This window comes from Cyclobacterium amurskyense (genome assembly GCF_001050135.1).
GTDB lineage: Bacteria > Bacteroidota > Bacteroidia > Cytophagales > Cyclobacteriaceae > Cyclobacterium > Cyclobacterium amurskyense.
The window spans coordinates 4,266,417-4,285,467 of sequence record NZ_CP012040.1 but is presented as its reverse complement, the minus strand read 5'-3'; the positions used below and the strand labels follow the sequence as shown (position 1 = coordinate 4,285,467).

The following is a 19,051-nucleotide window of genomic DNA, read 5'->3' as shown; positions in this document are numbered from 1 at the left end:
CGGCCCAACTCAGCTAAAACTTTAATAGATTAGGCCAAACGTGAAGTGCTTGGATTTGCCCTGCATTTCCGAAAGTGTGAAGAGCAAATTACCATCAAAGCTTATGCTGAAAACACTGTCTTCCGAGCAAGTTTTATGGCGGTGCTCAGAAAAAAAATGTCTGTCGCACAGCATATTTCTAAAAAAGTTTTCCAAACCAAATGGGTAGTATACGCCAAGCGACCATTTGCTTCTCCAAAAACAGTGGTGGAATATCTGGGAAGGTATAGCAATAATCACACGCTATCAAAAAGGCTTCACTGGAAGCCCTGGAACACCTATGTCCTAGTTTTTTTAAGACCTCAAAAATCAATGAATCAAGGATTTAAAAACGCTACTAAACAATCAATTCGCCTACTTTTTAACAATTTTAACGCCACCTAATTTCCTGAATTACCCAACAAAACCAATCCAATCCCCATAGACGAAAGCTACCGGAGGCTGAGTCCAATCTCGATCGATCGGGACTACAATGAACCGAAGTCTTACTTCGCATCATTGTAGCTTAATTGTTGTAGCCTGCCCTTGTTTTTAAGAAGTACTCCTAAAACTATTCCTGCGATTAAGCCTCCTATATGAGCAGCATTATCGATGTTCCCAGTTAATCCCATGATAAGATTGTAAAGGACATAAATGAAAATTGTTGCAATGAGTCCTTCGTTCATTTTCCGTTGTTGTTCGTTAGCAGAAATGAGCTTGGCGAGAAGGAATCCATAAAGTCCGAAGATAGCTCCAGATGCACCTGCACTTACCATCTTTTCATTCCATAGAGCACTTGTTAGACTAGCTAATAATCCAGTTGTTAGGTAAACAAAGACGAAAAGTTTGCGACCCAAGTTATGTTCGAGTAAGGCTGCTGCAAATAAGAATCCCAGTGAATTCATGAGAATGTGCGTTATTCCTATGTGGAAGAAGATGCTAGTTAGTAGTCTCCAATATTGGCCTTGTTCCAGAGTTAAGGTCTTAGCATTTCCTCCCCAGTTCACGATATCTACAACTTCAGGTCTGTAAATGTCAACACCAGCAATCAACATCGAGATAAAGACAAGAAAGTTTAAGAGGAGTACGATTGGAGTTATGAAGTGTTCACCTTTGGGAATAAATAGACTGAAAGATTCCGTTAACTTCAGCCGTTCAGCTTTCACGCTTGTGAAGACTTCAAAAAAGGATTTTCGGTCTGAAGTTTCATAGTCTTTCTTTTCAGCAAGCTCAACGTATTCTTCCTCTGATATCGTTTTGAGTTTAATCAGTTGATTTCCTAGTTCGCTAAAATCCAGCCTTACATAATCATGTTTGCTGGGTGCTTTGTTGAACTTTGATAATTGATATTCTTTCAAATGTTCGTGTTGAAGAGTCAGTATATGATTTTTTTCATTGAAAGAATCTTCAACTCTCAGAACTCTAGCGGAAACAATCTTTTTGCGGTTTGTTTGGAGTGCTCTAATTTTAGCGAACCCTTTAAAAATGAAGGACCAGACAGCTACAATTCCAAGAAAGATTGAAAAGAAGCCAACAGCTTGCCAGTAGCTCATTGATTCGATTAGTGGTGTCTGACCTGGTCGGAAAGCTATGTATGGAGCAACAAACACCATGATCCCGTACATTATGAATTCAAGACGACTGTCCTTCCGTACCTGAATCAGGTTCCGTTTAAGCTTAGACTTATCATAAGATGTCTGCTTATCAAAGAAAGTTATACCATCAGGTATAGGATTGTTATCCTCTTCAGTTAGTGAAGAGGGGACAAGTTCAGGTAAGCTTTCTCGGTCTTCTAGAATCCATTTTGCCGCCATCTTAGCCTCATGAACATGGTCTTTGCTATTCAAGAGTTCTTGTAGCTCTGAGTTCGATTTGTTCTGAAACTTGTCTGTAAAATGATTTCTATTTACCATGCAGAAAGGTTAGCTCTAACGCTAATATATGAAGCGTAGCGTCCCAAAGGGCGCTATGATTTCATATATATTGTTGAACGAATCCTGCTAAGGCAGGAAGCCGGCAGTTGTTGCCGTTTCTTCCTACATTAGACTTATCGTTAATATTCAACACTTTAAGCTATGAAAAAAAAAGCAATCTATCATTGAGAAAGCCTGTGAAAATGTACCAGGCTTTGATTTACAGCTCAAAAGACTCCGTAGATCAATAACCATTTCGGGGAAAAGTCAGAGCACTCTCAATAATTACGCCCGATGTTTGGCCCATATGGGACTGCATCTCAACTCTAATCTGCTTGAACTTGACGACGAAGTCATACAGGACTACCTCCATTTCCTCAAGCGTAAGCACAATACTCCCTCCGACAGTTTCTTTAAACACACCGTTTACGGACTGCGCTACCTTTTTCGAATCTTTGACCGAAAAGAAAGCAGCGTCATTCTGCCCTCCATCGAACGACCCAAAAAACTCCCTGTCGTCCTTAGTCAGCAGGAGGTTAAGGAGCTATTAAAAGCCCCAAAGCTACTCAAACATCGCCTAATCCTTGCTTTACTTTATGGCTGTGGACTACGGAACTTTGAATGTTGTAAACTCAAAATAACGGATATCGATCTTGACCGAAAAATGCTCCATATCCGGGATGAGGACCGAACGTAAAGAAACTGTCCTGTGGACAGTTTTAGTAAGGGGCCAGGCTGCGGGTGGGGCAGAAAAGACCGCTATGTTCCCCTCTGCGATCTTCTTTCAAGAGGAATTAAAACGTATTTGGAAGTAGAAAGACCTGTCGATTATCTCTTTAACGGCAAGAACAGTGCTGGTGAACCTGTTCCCATTAGTGCCAGAGGCGTACAATGGGCCGCACGTGAAGCCAGGCGAGCTAGTGGTATACACAAGCAAGTTACCGCTCATGCTCTTCGCCATAGCTATGCCACCCACCTGCTCGAGATGGGCACTGACATCTTTACGCTCAAAGAACTCCTCGGCCATGTGGACATTAATACAACGCTAATTTATCTTCACGTGGCAAGGGTCGGCAGGAAGGCCCCGTTTAGCCCATTGGAGAAACTTTATGAGCAATAAGTATCCTGCCTGTCAGCTTGCTGATATTATCAGAGCCTCTCACAAGGATATTCCTGTAATAGCTTCCAATACTTGGAAAGCCCGAACCCTCTATGCGCTGATGCGTTGCCGAACTGCTGAGATGGGAGGACATATTGATCGTTGCGACAATACTGATTGCAACAAGCTACACCTGAGTTATAACAGTTGCCGAAACAGGCACTGTCCACGCTGCCAGGGACACCTACGTGAACGGTGGATCCAGAACAGAGAAAAAGATCTATTAAATGCCTCCTATTTTCATGTCGTTTTCACCCTGCCTGATACGCTCAATGAATTAGCACTGACCAAGCCTGCTGAGCTTTACCACCTGCTCTTTCAAACAGCATGGTCAGTCGTCAGGGACTTTGCTGCCAACCCCAAGTTACTAGGTGCAAAGACTGGAATGGTAAGTGTTTTACATACACTTGCCCCGTTAGAAATCCAATTGATTGGACAACCTGTTTTTCAAATACCTTCTTCCCATACCGCTTTTCAAATATTTCTCACGTGCAATTGCATCGAGTTTATTAAAAGACACTTCATAATAAATTACCTTCCAAGGCATTTTTTTACTTGTAGTAATAGTTTTGCCACTATTGTGCTCTTTTATCCTCTTCTCCATGTTTGATGTAAATCCGATATACCAAGATAGATCTTTTTGGGAGGCTAATACATATACTGTGAATACTTCCATCTACTAAATATAACTATTTCTAACGGGGTGCGGGTCAAAACCTAAGCTTACACCCTCATCTGCACTGCATTATTCCAGCTGGTGGACTAACACCTTCAGGTAAATGGAAGGCTTCTCTATCCAAAGGGCGCTTTCTTTTTCCGGTAAAGAAAATGTCTACCGTCTTCAGAGCAAGAATGGTGCAGGCACTAAGGGAAAAGAAGTTGTTGGACCCGAACACTGCAAGGCAATTGTTCTCCAAGAAATGGGTCATCTATTGCAAAAAACCTTTCTTCGGCCCCAAACAGGTCATTGAATACCTGAGCAGATACTCTCATTCACCCCGTTGGATTATTGAAGTAATTGGAAATTCTATTCCTTAAATACTTTTTACCGTTTCCTGACTTCAGATACTTTTCTCTTCTCGTTGCATCCTGTTGATTTAAACATCCTTCCCAATAGATTAGCTTTAATGGCCTTCTCCTGCTAGTCGATGGCACTTTACCTTGGTTATGATGTTCAACCCTTACTTTTAAGTCAGAGGTATACCCAGTGTAAAACTGCCCATCATATTCACTGAGAAGAACGTAAACATTAAAATATTTGCTCATACTTTTTTTGACGTAATTTAATAAAATCCTACGGGGTAAATTGCCATCAGCAACCAGCGGATCAGATCACTTGAAAACGGCGAGGTTAAATTTATGGTAAAGAACTACCGTAATCAGGGCAAAAAAGAAACTTGTACGCTAACAGCTCCTGAATTCCTAAGAAGATTTTCATTACATATCTTACCCAAGGGCTTTACCCGCATCAGGCATTATGGCATCTTGGCCAGTGCCTTTAAGGCAACACATAAAGTCAATATCGACAGGCAGATCGGTCAGGTCGTAATAGAAGTAGGAGAAAAACCGGCTTCCCTGTTCAGAAAGTGTTCTTATTGCAAAACTGGAGAACTACATACAGTGGCATGCTTTGATCAAAGAGGGCCACCAGCCAACTGGTTTAACAAAATCAGAAAGCAAAAGAAAAAGCGCCAGTTAGCTTAATGGGACAGGTATGTCCAAAAGGCAAAAACAGCCTCAAATTCGCTCCAAAACCCTTTCCCTAATAAATAATAGCTACTAAAAAAAGGAACCCTAGGCCAAAGAACAATATTAAATCAGCAACTTTTTCATTTTCCCACAGCTAAAAAAGCAAAACAAGAAAATCATTCCCCATAGTAAACCAAGTTCCCAACACCCCTTCAATGTTTCATTGAAGTTTACCCTGAACATTTCTCAGGGTTCAACACTGCATTCAGACTAGGCTGTTCCAGCCGTCAGAATGCTTAGTTATTGTAGCACGTTTTTATTTTTTTTTCAAGGCTTCAATCTGTTGTTTAGCAAAATCAACCGCTCTTGGGTCGTCTAATTTTAGCATTTTTTCATAGTATTTTATTGAATTTTCAATGTCGCCTTTTAGTTTATATCCGTGAGCAATATTGCTTAGCACAATCCCGTCTTTTGGGTCAATTTTTTCAGCTATTAATAAGGCTTCAATCCCTTTGTCATATTCGCCTGTCAATAAATGGGTTATTGAAATATTCGATAAACTTTCAATATGGTCGGGATATATTTTTAAAATCTCTTCTGCAATAGTTCTCATATTTTTCAATAAGTCATCATTTTCAGTCTCATATAGATTGAGCTGATAATCTTGAATTGAGCTTAAAAAAAATTCCTTTCCATTTTCTCGTTTTTCATTGAATGTCCAAGTCCATTCATTATTATTATTCTTTGAGTACTGAATGGTTTTCACGATTTCATTGGTGAAATTTTCCCAATCTTCTGCTTGTCCGAGAGCATATATTTTTCCAAATCGCATATCAAGTCTGTTTGGGTACAGTTTTATTCCTTGGTCTATTTTATCAAGTCCTTTTTGTAAAATTTCAGTATTATAAACCATTTCACTTCCTAAAAATCCTGCAACTTGTCCGGTACTATCTTGAAGTTGAAGGCTTTCGCCATTTGGCTGATTTGTCGACATTGAAATAAATTCCTGTCTTGATTTTAGGAAGTAATAATTGAAATAACTCGTAAACAATTCTGGATTTTTAGGGTCTTCTGATTCCCATTTTGTCAAAAGTTCAATTTGCTTAGTAGTGTCACCTTCTTGGCACAGTTTGTCAAATTCTGTTTTGTAATCCTGTCCGAAACAAAGGTTGGTCAGAATTGAAAATGCTATAATGATTAATGTCTTATTCATTGTCTGATTTAAATGTGCTACAACGTTCGGCTAAACTGCGTTTTAATGCAGTTTAGGTTATGTTACCTGTAGATCCTATTTTAAGAATTCCAAAATGTGTTTCTTTTTTAAAAATGAGGAGCAGTAATTAGTGTTAATTATTGGATATTCATTCTTTAGTGATGTATAAAAGTCAAACTGAGTTAAATCCTCATAACTCTCCTTTTTATATTCCATCTCTTCCTTTATTGTTTCTTCGTATCGCCAGTGCTTTTTATAATCAATCCCAAAAACTATATATTTCTTACCTATTTTAAACGTTTGAGCGCAACTTCCATCGTTGTCCTGGTCAATGATAACTTCTTGAGATTTCAACTTCCCTTTAATCACTGAATCAACTTTGAAAAGCACATTGTAACCTATACCTTCCTGATCAAGTTGGTTGTTTCGTTGATTGTGAAATCCAACATTTCTTACTGCTTCACCAACAAAAACAAAATCTGATCTTTCAATTAGTCCTTTAAAAAGTTCAGAATCAATCTTTTCCCAACAAATACAAGAGTATCCTTTTTGAATAATCAAAAAAATTAAAATTAATATAAGGAATGGTGTTTTTTTCATTGTTTGATTACTGGTAACGGTTAGTGTCGAGTAGGCAAGGGGAATTTCGCCCCGAGCCTCTCACAGAACCGTACGTGATAGTCTCCCATCATACGGCTCTTCTTATACAATCTTTAATCCCTAATTAGAATACCCCACATGCCAGTGATAAAACAGACTTGGATATTGTATCCGAACCCTGTCCAACCATTTATAAGCTTTTGTAAGGTTGTTTCTATACCTTTTGTAGCGATACCTTGCCCATCTTATTAGTTTTATACGCAATATATAAAACACTTTGGATAGACTATAACCACGGTATTTACCAAAGTAACGGATCCATCCCCTAAGTTTTGGGTTTAAATGATGGGCAATACCTACAATACTGTCACATTGAATTCTTGGGATTTCCATCTTCCTGAGTTGGTCGAATATTCGTGACCTTGACTGGATGCTCATAGCACAATCAAATCCTAGAAACAGTTTCTTTGTTTTCTTGGATTTTGAAGTACGCGGCTGGAATGTATATCCGAGAAAGTCAAATTGTACTTCCCTATACTTTTGTCGCCTTTTGAAATCCTTGCAATACACGATTTTCGTCTTATCAGGATGCAATCTCAATCCACAATCTTCCACTCTTTCTTTTATTTTTTGTAGGCTCTTTTCTGCCTGAGTTTTTGTCTGGCAATGAATGATAATATCATCCGCATAGCGTACAAATTTAATAGAAGAATCAATTGTCTTAAGCCAAACGTCCAAGGTATAGTGCAAATACAAATTGGCCAAAAGTGGACTGATCACTCCTCCTTGCGGTGTGCCTTTTGTTCTTGCTATAACTTCACCTTCTTTGGTTTGCAATGGAGCATTGAGCCATCTTTTGATGTACTCGAATATCCACTTTTCTTCCACATGTTTGTTCAGCGCTTTGAGCAACTTAACATGGTCTATTTCATCAAAGAAATTCTTGATATCTAAGTCTATCACCCAATCATACTTCCAGCAGTTATTCCGAACCTGTTCTAGCGCCTGATGGGCACTCCGTTTTGGACGATAACCGTAGGAATCCGGATGAAAGATCTTTTCCAATCTTACCTCTATCTGATTCTTAATGACCGTTTGAGCTACCCTATCGCTGATCGTTGGAATCCCCAATTGACGCATAGATCCATTCTTCTTGGGAATCTCAACTTGTAGGACTGCTGGTGGAAAATAACTACCCGAAGCCAAGCGATTCCAGACTTTATACAAGTGCCGATGTCTTTGCATATCATACACTGACATACTTAGTTCATCCACTCCTGCACTCTTCCCTTTCCGCTTTACCTGTAGGTAAGCTTCCCATACCATTTCTTTGGTAATAGGTACTGATTTTGTCTTCTCTAATTCAATCATCCTCTTGCGAGTTGTAAAACTGTTGAAAACTGTATAAGCCAATCCCTTCGCTCCGTTTCTATTACAGAAATTTCAACACTACTACGGATTGGTCCGTCCCTGAACCAAACATCGCTATTCTGCCTCTAAGTTGATCTTATTGTGCGTTTCACTTTGCATCTTGATCCAGGTTCCCGAGTTCCGTAAATAAGCCCGAATAAAGGTCATGCCTCCTAAATGACGCCTGCCGTCCAGTCAATAAACAGGTAACCACTGAACTCGTAATGTTTGTCATACTTCAAACACTTTTGACAGAATGTAGCACTTTCTCGACACTTCATCAGAGGTTCATTTGCATTCATCTCCTTTATCCTTACCTGACCACGCTCTTGACGTGGCCTTTTCCATAACGCTCAATACCTTGACTCTTTACCAAAGCACCTTATGGTGGTTTGATGCTCTCCCCTGTAGGACAACACCGGTGGGTCGGTTCCACCATCTTATAAACAGTTGCGTAACGATTTTCAGCCGTTCGTTACTCTCGGCACACATATGAAAAGTAGGCGATTACGAAGCACTAAACTTTCGGTTAAACACAAAGTTTGATAAGAGCCAAAATGCTTGATTTTATTACTGTTTCGCCTATTTTTTATATACATTGTTGTAGGGCGTTTTTATTCCTTTAATTGCTCTTTTTTGGCTTTTCCAATTTTCTCTGGGTCTAAATAATCCCACTTTTCAATTTCATTATATTTTCCAATTGTCAAAGCTTTATAGTTGTAATAATTTTGTTCGTCCTTGGCTAATATTCTTCCTATAGTCCTTTGGTTAAATACTACTAAACTGTCCCTTGGGGGTTCGGTAGCTCTTGGGTTAATAGTATTAGGTGTATTAAAGTGTCGGTAGTCAAGTTCTCCGAGTTCTTTTCTTTTGCCATTGCTATTTACAAAGAAGAATTCCTGAAATGAATATACTTCTTCATTTTGACTGAATTGAGTAAAAAGGATTCCGCTTTCAGGTATTCTATAAACCCTATGAATTCCCTCATATTCCTTTTCTTTTCCATTCTCTTGGTCAAAAACCACATATACTACACCACGGAAATCTTCAGGTAATAAATATCGTTCAGGAATTTCCATAGCGTTCAAAAATGTAAAGGCTACAAAGCCAAATGGAAGTCCGATTAAAAGTACTTGATAAAACCATTTTTTCTTTGAAAGTAAGCACAGTATTGTTCCGAGAATCATTAGACCAAATCCCAAATACATTAACCAAAAGGTCAAGAAACAAAAAAGACCAAGAACAAAGAATGCAATTGAAATTCCAAAGAGTGTATTTGAATTTGATTTCGTCATTTTTTTAATGCCCTACAACAATAGGGTATCTACTGTTTGAAGAAGACAATATAAGGACTAGTTACGCTTATTCAAATAGCTAGATACCGACTTGGCTAAACTGCGTTTTAATGCAGTTTAGGTCTTTGTTGCAGGTAGTTTTCAGTATCGTTTTTTATCTAAATTTATATCAATCAAATATTTGGAAGTCACTTTATTACCATTTAACACCCCAGGCTCCCATACATTCATTCTTTTTAATAACGAGTCTATTTGATTTTTCAAATGGTCATAAAACTCGATATTAGTACCTTTTAAGTTATAGTTTTCGTGTTCCCATTTTTCTAATTCCCCTTCTTTACTTATTGTTACCCATACGCTTAAGTATTGACGCCAGTCTTGCATAGGTATTGTGTCCCAGCTTTTTGGGAAAGAAAGTCGATTTTTTATGAAAATATCTGAAAAGCCATAGCCTTCTGAATACTTTGGTTCTTCGTCAAGGTGCCAGTAATAATATGTTTTGGTTTCCCATCTTGCCAAAAATAAGCTATCAGCCTTTTCTTTTAAATTAGAAATAAAATCTTCACCAAATTTCACGGAGATAAGACTATCCATGTACCATCCATAACATTCTTGGACATCAATATGACATTCCCCTTTATCATCATATTCAATTTTACATTTGTTTAAAAGCTCTTCAAATTCTTCACTAAATCTATCACTTTCAAATGCGTGAAATTGATGTACTAGTTTTCCGTTTTCATAATCCTTTTTAGCTTCTTTTAATTGTCTTTGACATTCACTATTTGAAAAATCCATAATAAATTTCGGGAAGACATATTCTTCAAAACTGTCCTCTTCTTCAGCAACATTTATTTTAGATTTTTGACACCCTATCAAAAAAAAAGGAATTAAGAACATGTAGTATTGAACTTTCATAGGTGGTGTTCATCAAATTACCTGCAACAATAGGGTATCTACTGTTTGAAGAAGACAATATAAGGACTAGTTACGCTTATTCAAATTGATAGATACCTACTGTTGTATTGAGTTTTTCTTTGCCTTTGTAAAAACAAACCCTTCTCCTCCCGCTCCTGCGGGCATCTCTAAAGAAAAACGGAGTTGGACAAACTTTACCTATTTACCTGTTATCTATCAGGGTTTTATTTCCAGTTATGGATTTTTATGCTTGGATAAGAACCGTTGCTGGAAAGTTAGCAAACAAGCCAACTACTCCATTGTAATTGTTTTTGATTTTTACCCCTTATTCCTTGACTTTCTGAAGGATAAGGGCTAACTTCAATCAAGTCTTTGAGACGTTCTCGACACGTCTACAAGTGATCACCACTTGCACGGTCTCACCGCAAAGACTTGAAAGTCGGCTTACCGCCTTCAAAACAATTACAATTCCTTTCCCGCTAAAAACCCTGTAGATTAACCTAAAAGTTTGTCAAATTCAATACAACGTTAAGTATAAAAATAGTAGCCGATTGCGTTGCACTTTCCTGTCAAGTTACACGAAAGGTGAAGCGGGTTACAACCCTTGAATATACTACTGTCTCGGCTATTATTTTTATACATTGTTACCAGCCGTTTTTATTTCATTCTTTATGTTTTTAGTCTTCAAATCGACTGAAATTAAACACATTAGATAAATTACGAATATCTTGTCCAGAATCTTTTATTCCACCTAAAGAAACTAGAAAAATTTTTGAGGGATTTATGTCTGCAAGTTCACGATTATCTTTACTTACATAATTTGAGGCTTCCCAAATATTATTAAAACTCTTATAATACTTCTCATTTTCACCGCTCAGTAGATTGAATGTTAAAAATACTGATAATGGAATACCTCCATCCCAATTATTAAATATCTCGTCTCTACTAAAAGATTTAGATTTTACTTTTTCATCTTCAGATGGAAGTAATATGCGATTAGCTTGAACAACAAGTGGAGAAGATGTTTCTTTTAATTCCATGTCGTAAAAACAATAATAAGCACCTTTATTTCCAAATTCTTTAAGTGCTCTACATTGCTGAATATCGATTGTAGCATTATTTTTAAATTTCTTTGCTTGAAACACTACTGCTCTAACTTCATTGGGATAATCAGGCAAGTTTATGTGAAATATCAGACCAAAATCAGACCCTGTTATTTTCTCTCTTTTATTAGAGGACAAATCAGCATAAAAGAAATCTAATTCAAGCTTTTCATTATACATCTCATAGGATTTATCAGCGAATGACTTTTTTATGATACCAAGGGCAGATGAAAACTCAGAGATTAAATGACCTGTTAATCGTTCTTCATGACTATTTTGAGGAATGTAATTCTCAATAAATCTTGTTTCTGCGAAAAGAAATGCTTTAAAAACTATATGAAACAATTCATTGTCAAAATAACTACTTGAGTTAATTAGTTGGCGTAAAAAAGAGATTGAAGTTTTAGGCGGTTCCATAAAATGAAAGAAATGCCTGTATAACTTATTATCATACATGTACTCAAAAAATCTCCGTCCACTTTTTTGAAAAAATGGTGCTAGCCCGTTTTTCTTTTTGAACATTTGATAAATATCTTTATCAAAATCAACTGTGTGCGTAATATTCATTTTCGCCATATTATTAAGTGTCTAAGTTTGGTACTTCAAATATCATCGGTACATTGGATTTAAATGCTTTTCCAACGGCTATTGCTTGTCTAAATTTTAAAGTCGGTAACACCTTAATGAATTCCCAGCCAAGATAATTAGAAAGGAAATCACTACTTGTTTTGTCAAATTCTTGAAATACAATAATTGAATTACATTGTGTCAATACAGTTTTTGAGACATTTGCTGTTCTTTGGGCTATAACAAAGAAACCAATATTGTATTTTCTTCCCTGTAATGCAATTTGTGCAATACTGTTAACGGTTGCTTTAGAGGCAAAATCAGAAACTCCCATTGAGTTTAATTCAGGAACAATAGTATGGGCTTCTTCTAAAACAACGCATACTCTTTTGCCAAAGCTTTGTTTTGTTTTCGCCGTTTTAAATAAAACCCAAAAAAACCATTTCGTATATTCAATTATACCTGAGTTGTTCGATATGTCTGGCAACTCAAATATAGCTTCATTAGGTTCTCCTTCTAAGAATATTTTAATAGAATTATAGAACTCAGTTTTAATAACCTCTTCTTGTGCTTTTATTAAATCATAATCTCTTTGATTAGGAAACTTTCTTTCTTCTGCTGCAATTAGTTCAATTGATTCAAAAGCTTTATTTGCATTATCTTCGCTAATTATTGGTTGTATATCTTCAATTTTGGCTTTGTATTCTCCTGTTAAGTCTATTACAATAACTTTTGTAGTTTCATTTACAACTTGTCTAATTAGATTTCTAGTAAAAACAGATTTACCAGAGCCAGTTACACCTAGAATTGCTGTGTGGTGGGTTATCGCAACCTCCTTGTTTAATATCACTGGATAATTAGTTCCAGGGATGTTTCCTATAATATACTCTGATTGCTCTAAAGGTACGTCATCGATGTTAGTTGCTAGGTAAACAGGTGTATTTATACTTGGCACCCATCCAAATTGTTCAAACCTTAAGGTTTCATTGTTCCAAGTCCCTAACTGAATTGCTTCGACAATAATTAAGCCTGTTTGATTCTTATTTTCAAGTAATTCAATTCTTGTCATACCTTCAACAACTTGATAAAGAACCCTTTCATTACGAACGGTTAATTCAAGAAGTTGACCTTCTGTAATTGATGCCTTTGAATTGTAAATAAATTTTATTTTTTCAATTGTTGAGTTTTCAGTTATTAACCCAATTAAACGTTCTAAATAATCGGTCTCTGGTATTTCCGTAATTTTATAAACGAAATCAGGAGTATGCGATGTTAATAATACTTTATTTGAAAATATTCGTTCAATCTCCTGTGTGGTTAACACTTTGACCCATTGTTCTTGATTAAGGAGATAAACATCAAGAATAAGTCCCTTCTTTATTTTATTGTCAATTGAGTATTTAAATTCAACAAAGTCAAAAATGCGTGTGGTTTGTGTTCTGTCTTCTGATAATTTAACTAGAAAAGTATTTTTGGATTGAACACCGAATATTTGACCAATTGCTTCTTGGTTATTGGTTTCTTTCATTTTTATAAAAATTCCTTCAATCGTTTTTGCCAGTGTAGGAATATTCAGAATCATAAAAATTATCCAGAACCATAATAAAATATTGAATTCATTTGACGTAATCCCAAATTGTCTGATACCGCCCCAGAGAAAAAATGCTGAAAATATGGCTTCAGGTCGCCCTAATTGTCTATTTAATCTTGAAAAAAATTGAATTCCTTTTCTTTCTTGATTCAGGGGATTTTGTCTTAACCACATCAGGATGTAACTACTAACTGTTAAATAGATAATGAATGAAAGAAATGTCCAGAAAAGGAAGTCACGATTTTCAGATTTTACTAACAACAAAGAAATTGCAGCGGTAACAGCGTTTACAAAAACATTCGTATCCTTGGAAAAATGAGGTTGGTCAATTAATGAAAGAAGAATAAGTAATAAAAGTCCAGAAGTGAACCAAAAATCATCAATTAGAAACGAAAAATCTTGCCTTATGAAATAGCCTAAACTAACCAACAAGATGAATGAAATCCCAAGTAAGAGTAATCTATATATTTTCGTCATAATCTGTTGTTTTTATATTGCACGGTCTCTTTTTTCAAATGGCTGGTAACGTAAAGTGTTTTAAACGCAATCTACGAAAAAAACAACTAGTGAATTAAGGGTTTCAGATTGCGATTAAAACATTGTTGGACAAAGCCTTCCCCCGTTTATGGGCATTTATCTCTTTTGGTTCTGCCTTTTAATACTATCATTGTTTAATATGGGCATCGGCTTTTCCTGATTTATCTTCTGGTCTCGATTATTGGCTTGCTTACTGAACGCATTTCTCCCTGGAAAGCCATTGCCCTTGTAAATAATTGTAAACTGTCAAAGAACGAAGGTAAGTTCGGTATTATGGCTCCTTTCCCTTTCCTTCTGGCAGTCCAAAGACCATTTTCCCTGTTTTACAAGCACTGCAGCTAAATAGCCCCTCCCCCAGAATATTCTCTAATAATTCGTAGGTGCTCAGACCTTCAAATGGGGAAAGGGTCCTTATCCTGCTAAGAAGCCTGAAACACTCCTCCATGACTGTCTTGCTGTTGGCAGAGGCGAGAATCCCGTAGTACCGTATTTTGTAAAAACCGTTGGGAAGTATATGTTGGATAAACCTTCTTATAAACTCTCCACAACTAAGTTCCATCGTTTTCTGTCTTCCGTCGCGGTAGTCTTTCCACCGGAATTTTACTGTCTTTCCATCTGTGTCTAGTATCCTGCTGTTGCTGATGGCAACCCTGTGGGTGTATCTGCCCAGATAGGCTAGGACCTGACCTGCTCCGCGGAATGTTTTTTTGATATGTATATGCCAGATTTTTTCATAAGCGGCTTTATTGAGCAACTTCCCGTCTGTAAACAGCTCCATTTGGTTTTCAGGAAGACGTAGTACTCTTTCGGCCAGAGCCTTTCTTAGTTTTTCCATAAACACACCTCTAAATATCCCTGCTAGGGCTTTCACGGGTACAAAGAACTTTTTGTTGGCTGCTACCCACTCCATATGGTCAGGATCAGGTCCACCGGCAGGTACCAGCATGTGAATATGTGGATGGTAGTTAAGGGACTGTCCCCAAGTGTGTAGCACTGATAGACAACCGCTTTCAACTCCCAGGAAGGCTGGGTTGGAGGCTGCTTTCTTCACCGCAAGGGCCGAAGAGGCAAAGAGCATGCGGTAACATTCTCGCTGGTTGAGGTAAAACAGAGGCTTGAGGAATTCGGGTACCGTGAATACAATATGAAAATACCTTACCGGAAGCAGCCTGCACTTGAGTTTTTCAACCCATATAAGCTGCTTTACATATTGGCATTTTGGGCAGTGTCGATTCCGGCAACTATTGTAACTCGTCCGGGTATCGCCACAGGTATTACAGGTGAGGGTATGGCTACCCATTTTGGAAGTCCTGCAGGAAATAATATCTCTGTAGGCCTTGTGCTGATCAGTACATAGATTACCTTTTTTAGATAGAAAGGTTTTCCTGTGATGCTTCAGAATATCGGAAAGTTCTGTACCATCATTCCTTTTGTTTACCGTTTCCATCACAGTCCATCCAGCGGACTCTTGACCTGTCCGGAATCAAAATTGCTTACATGCAGGTAAACGGTGGTGGTATTTAATGATTTATGCCCCAACAGCTCCTGAATTACCCTGACATTGGTACCCTGTTCTAGAAGATGGGTGGCAAAGGAATGACGAAGCGTATGGAAAGAGGCACATTTGCTTATTCCTGCCCGATGCATCGCTTGTTTTAAAATGGCTTGTGCACTCGACTCACTATAGGGTTTGCCAATTACCTGACCTTCGAAAAGATACGTCTTGGGGCGATAGTGCCTGTAGTAATCCCGAAGCTTTGACAACAATGCTTTGGGCAATAAAGTATACCGATCTTTGTAACCCTTTCCTCCGCGGATCTTCAACTGCATCCGGTCACTATCGATATCGCCAAACTTTAGGTTGATGACCTCATTTAGCCTCAATCCTCCAGCATAAGTAAGGGCTATCAGACAATAGTGTTTTCGATTTTGGATCCCGTTCAATAGAAGAGATACTTCTTGTTTTGAAAAAACGACCGGGAGAATCTTGGGCCTTCTGGGCCGTTTAATTTTTACGGGATCCCAATCTTTACCCAAGACATCTTTGGAAAGGATTTTGAACGCACTGATAGTTTGATTGACAGTGGATACTGACAATTTATCCTGCTCCACTCTATGAAAAAGATAACTTTTTAACTCAGCTATGCTAATGAATTCCGGGCTTTTGCCAAAATGCCTTGATACGAAAGACACCATTGCAATGTAGGTCTTGATCGTGCGGGGAGAGTAATTCCTGATTCGCATCTCCTCATACATCTGTTGACGTAGGCTTTTTTTTCCATGATTAGTAAAGTTTAAAGATAATACATGGAATAAAAATAATATACACAACTGATAATAAGTGAATTAACACAAAAAAAATAGTGAAACTACCGACGCAGGAGGTTTTGTTCAACGATTGTATACAAAAAAGTCTCCCTGGGGAGTTACGTATATATCTATTATATCCCCACTAAACTAACTAAATGCTTCTAAATAAAAAAGCCTATTAGGGCTTTTAAACTGGGGTTTTAAAAAATACAATTGGTTTTGAGCTAAGTGTTTGTTATCCGTTTACAAACGGATAATCCAAGAAAGGTATGATTCTCCAATGCAGAATTTACACCTTTTTAGACAATTGCCCCTTTGAAATCTACAATCTGCTGATTTTAATCAATTTTGTTTTTCCATGCTAAGCCATTTTGTAATCCAAGAATAGGTTCTAATCAAAAAAATTCGGTAAAAACACCATTTTAACCCCCATTTTACTGAAATGCTTTACTCTAAACCTTCTCTCTTGTCAGTTTTTGGTCAAATGTTTTGGTTAAAACCTAAAAAAAACTGCCAAAAAGGCGGGAATTTCCGGCTAAAAGGTTCAATTAGCCACTTCTGAACTGGAATTTTGAGGTTAATAACTGCAATGGGTAGGTTCCGAAGTACCCCTCCCCACTTCTGAACCTAGAAAATTTGAGCTTATCCAAAGACTTTTCCTGAAATTTTGTCGGATTTTCCGATATTTACCCTATTTCTTGTCAGTTTTTGGTCGAATTTTTCAGGTTGGAGGTGAAAAACATCAGTTCTGAACCGGGAAATTCGAGTTAAAAGGTCCAAGCTTGTCAGTTTTAAGTACCCCACACCTGTTTTAAGGTGGGTAATTGAGGTTTTAAACTCCAATGGGTAGGTTCTGAAGTACCCTACCCCAGTTCCGAAGTACCCTTGTTTGGTTCCTACGGCTTCGACAGGCTCAGCCTTCGGGAGAGGATTCCTACAGCTTCGACAGGCTCAGCCTCCGGGAGGGGATTCCTAAAGCTTCGACAGGCTCAGCCACCGATACCACTGGTCCAAGTTTAGCGAAGTGTAACTTGGACCTACAATATTGAAAGTTTTCAACTTTCTTAAATAAATCCTGAATTCAATCCGGATAGAAATAGTCGTGTGGTTTCTAACGTTCTTCGATTCCTACGGCTTCGACAAGCTCAGCCTCCGGGAGGGGATTCCTAAAGCTTCGACAGGCTCAGCCTCCGGTACGACTGGTACCACTGTTCCAAGTTTAGCGAAGCGTAACTTGGACCTACAATGCTGAAAGTTTTCAACTTTCTTTAGCAATAGACAATCTATTACCTGCTGATGCTGAATTCGCTTCAATAACCCAAGTACTAAAACACAAAAGAGGTAAAACCATTCCCCATACCAAGCCGAATTTGCGATAGGATGAGCTGATCCTTGCGCTATCATTTACATAATAGTATTACCAAAAGTGATGACATTTTAGGTTTAAAACGATATCAGGTAAAATAACCTTTAAAAATTATCAAATGAAAGCCTACGCCATCCACCTTATTGCTATTTTAATTTTGCTAACTGCATGCGGAAGTAAAAATTCAGCCCAAACCAATTCAGACGATGATTACTATGATGATGAGTATGAAGAAGGGTTTGCTACGGAATCCAGTTTTAAAAATGAACTTTCTGAAGCTGAAAAATTGGGACATACCCAAAAGTTTAAAAATAATAAACTAAAGACCCATCAATTTCGGGATGCCCGAACTGGTATTGTGGTAAGTAGCTCAAACTACCCAGCCGATTGGGAGGTAATATCTAAACCTACTTACACTTTAGATCAAAAAATCCCTGTTTTTTTGACTCAGATTCAAGGCCCCAATAATCTAAAATCCTTTAATACGCCTTTAAAGGTGCATATTTCCTATCAAAATCCGCAAACGTATCAATTCATGCAAAATTCTGGAACCGCAAACTTGCACCGACCAATGATAAGTAATCACAATATCATTAAAGAAGAAATATTACCGCGAATGCAGTACAGTGGATTTCAATTTATAGAAAATATTAAACTGCCAAAATTAGAAAACTACCTTCAAGAAAAAATACGAACTGAAAGTGGTGGGCAAGTTCAATTGGAAATGATATCAACAGTATGGAAAAATAATAAAGGCCAAAAAGCTTTGGTCACAGTGGGCAAAATTTACATGCAGCAGTCATTGAGTTTTATAGACACCATGACCCTATGGATGTATAGCGCCGACTATATGTTTGTTGATGAAGAGCATTTTATGGAAACCATTTCAGCTTTTGAGAATGCGTTAATCAACGCTAAAGAAAACCCGCAATGGAAACAGTATGTTGCGCAGTTAAATCAGGTACGCGCACAAAAAGCCGCTCAACAACATCAGATAAATATGCAAAACAGACAAGCGGCATTTAATGCGCATCAACAGAAAATGAGAGGGATTTGGGCGGCACAGGATGCCAACCACGCATCGTTCATGAACCGTACATTTGGTTCTGGCAGTGATAGATCCCAACAAAACTTTATCAATATGATAAACGAAGAAGAAACTGTATACAATCCACTTGATGGAAAAAATTATCAGGTAAATGCAGGTTCAACTCAATATTGGATGGATAGTGAGGGCAACTACATTAAAAACGATGAGCTATTCTACAATCCCAACGGAGGCATTAACCTTGGAAATAGGGAATGGGTTAAAGTTGAAAAGGCCTTTTAACAAAACGCTTTAGAACGCTTTCCCTTTAATTA

Annotated in this window: 15 protein-coding genes and 4 pseudogenes; 7 read left to right on the top strand and 12 right to left on the bottom strand. The window is 37.7% G+C overall.

Annotated elements, in window-relative coordinates; all coding sequences use genetic code 11:
- The first annotated feature begins 45 nt into the window (after positions 1-45).
- Positions 46-423 carry a transposase gene (locus CA2015_RS25315; protein ID WP_048643078.1) on the top strand — a complete coding sequence of 126 codons (378 nt, stop codon included), beginning with the start codon at positions 46-48 and terminating at the stop codon, positions 421-423.
- A 101-nt stretch (positions 424-524) separates the two neighbouring features.
- On the opposite strand, the gene CA2015_RS17535 is transcribed toward CA2015_RS25315, so the two are convergent.
- Positions 525-1,931, bottom strand: coding sequence for a rhomboid family intramembrane serine protease (locus CA2015_RS17535; RefSeq protein ID WP_048643077.1), 1,407 nt, complete (start codon positions 1,929-1,931; stop codon positions 525-527).
- A 307-nt stretch (positions 1,932-2,238) separates the two neighbouring features.
- Here CA2015_RS17535 and CA2015_RS25185 point away from each other — a divergent pair.
- Positions 2,239-3,051 (top strand): annotated as a pseudogene (locus CA2015_RS25185) (tyrosine-type recombinase/integrase).
- Positions 3,041-3,496, top strand: a pseudogene (locus CA2015_RS25310) (IS91 family transposase); the annotation flags it as partial. The pseudogenes CA2015_RS25185 and CA2015_RS25310, both read left to right, overlap by 11 nt.
- A 9-nt stretch (positions 3,497-3,505) precedes the next feature.
- On the opposite strand, the gene CA2015_RS17525 reads toward CA2015_RS25310, so the two are convergent.
- Complete coding sequence (locus tag CA2015_RS17525) at positions 3,506-3,694, bottom strand: GIY-YIG nuclease family protein (RefSeq protein WP_240477984.1); 189 nt, start codon at positions 3,692-3,694, stop codon at positions 3,506-3,508.
- Positions 3,695-3,798: 104 nt separating this feature from the next.
- Here CA2015_RS17525 and CA2015_RS24680 point away from each other — a divergent pair.
- Positions 3,799-4,083, top strand: a pseudogene (locus CA2015_RS24680) (transposase); the annotation flags it as partial.
- Here the strand turns inward: CA2015_RS24680 and CA2015_RS17520 are convergent.
- Positions 4,084-4,356 carry a GIY-YIG nuclease family protein gene (locus CA2015_RS17520; protein WP_048643075.1) on the bottom strand — a complete coding sequence of 91 codons (273 nt, stop codon included), beginning with the start codon at positions 4,354-4,356 and terminating at the stop codon, positions 4,084-4,086.
- A 39-nt stretch (positions 4,357-4,395) separates the two neighbouring features.
- On the opposite strand from CA2015_RS17520, the pseudogene CA2015_RS17515 reads away from it, so the two are divergent.
- Positions 4,396-4,794, top strand: a pseudogene (locus tag CA2015_RS17515) (transposase); the annotation flags it as partial.
- Between the two features lie 301 nt (positions 4,795-5,095).
- On the opposite strand, the gene CA2015_RS17510 reads toward CA2015_RS17515, so the two are convergent.
- The 5 genes from CA2015_RS17510 to CA2015_RS17490 all read right to left on the bottom strand — a co-directional run bounded on the left by CA2015_RS17510 (position 5,096) and on the right by CA2015_RS17490 (position 10,215).
- Complete coding sequence (locus CA2015_RS17510) at positions 5,096-5,992, bottom strand: tetratricopeptide repeat protein (RefSeq protein ID WP_048643073.1); 897 nt, start codon at positions 5,990-5,992, stop codon at positions 5,096-5,098.
- 75 nt (positions 5,993-6,067) lie between these two features.
- Positions 6,068-6,592, bottom strand: a complete 525-nt coding sequence (locus tag CA2015_RS17505; RefSeq protein ID WP_048643072.1) for a hypothetical protein — start codon at positions 6,590-6,592, stop codon at positions 6,068-6,070.
- A 120-nt stretch (positions 6,593-6,712) separates the two neighbouring features.
- A complete protein-coding gene (ltrA, locus tag CA2015_RS17500) occupies positions 6,713-7,963 on the bottom strand; it encodes a group II intron reverse transcriptase/maturase (RefSeq protein WP_048643042.1) in 1,251 nt (416 codons plus the stop codon).
- A gap of 653 nt (positions 7,964-8,616) precedes the next feature.
- On the bottom strand, positions 8,617-9,297 hold the full coding sequence (locus CA2015_RS17495) for a DUF6843 domain-containing protein (protein WP_048643071.1): 681 nt from the start codon (positions 9,295-9,297) through the stop codon (positions 8,617-8,619).
- 141 nt (positions 9,298-9,438) lie between these two features.
- A complete protein-coding gene (locus CA2015_RS17490) occupies positions 9,439-10,215 on the bottom strand; it encodes a hypothetical protein (RefSeq protein ID WP_157470529.1) in 777 nt (258 codons plus the stop codon).
- Between the two features lie 85 nt (positions 10,216-10,300).
- On the opposite strand from CA2015_RS17490, the gene CA2015_RS17485 reads away from it, so the two are divergent.
- A complete protein-coding gene (locus CA2015_RS17485; RefSeq protein ID WP_048642126.1) occupies positions 10,301-10,573 on the top strand; it encodes a hypothetical protein in 273 nt (90 codons plus the stop codon).
- Positions 10,574-10,892: 319 nt separating this feature from the next.
- On the opposite strand, the gene CA2015_RS17480 is transcribed toward CA2015_RS17485, so the two are convergent.
- From CA2015_RS17480 to CA2015_RS17465, 4 genes are all read right to left on the bottom strand, one after another.
- On the bottom strand, positions 10,893-11,894 hold the full coding sequence (locus tag CA2015_RS17480) for a hypothetical protein (RefSeq protein WP_048643069.1): 1,002 nt from the start codon (positions 11,892-11,894) through the stop codon (positions 10,893-10,895).
- Between the two features lie 4 nt (positions 11,895-11,898).
- Positions 11,899-13,953: an ATP-binding protein gene (locus tag CA2015_RS17475; protein ID WP_048643068.1), complete on the bottom strand. Its 2,055-nt coding sequence runs from the start codon at positions 13,951-13,953 to the stop codon at positions 11,899-11,901.
- Between the two features lie 331 nt (positions 13,954-14,284).
- Entirely contained in the window at positions 14,285-15,460 is a 1,176-nt protein-coding gene (locus tag CA2015_RS17470) for an IS91 family transposase (protein ID WP_048643067.1), read from the bottom strand.
- Positions 15,460-16,269: a tyrosine-type recombinase/integrase gene (locus CA2015_RS17465; RefSeq protein WP_048643066.1), complete on the bottom strand. Its 810-nt coding sequence runs from the start codon at positions 16,267-16,269 to the stop codon at positions 15,460-15,462. Before CA2015_RS17465 ends, CA2015_RS17470 begins: the two co-directional genes overlap by 1 nt.
- A 1,538-nt stretch (positions 16,270-17,807) precedes the next feature.
- Between CA2015_RS17465 and CA2015_RS17455 the strand changes: the two genes are divergently transcribed.
- Positions 17,808-19,019, top strand: coding sequence for a hypothetical protein (locus CA2015_RS17455; protein ID WP_048643064.1), 1,212 nt, complete (start codon positions 17,808-17,810; stop codon positions 19,017-19,019).
- The last annotated feature ends 32 nt before the right edge of the window (positions 19,020-19,051 follow it).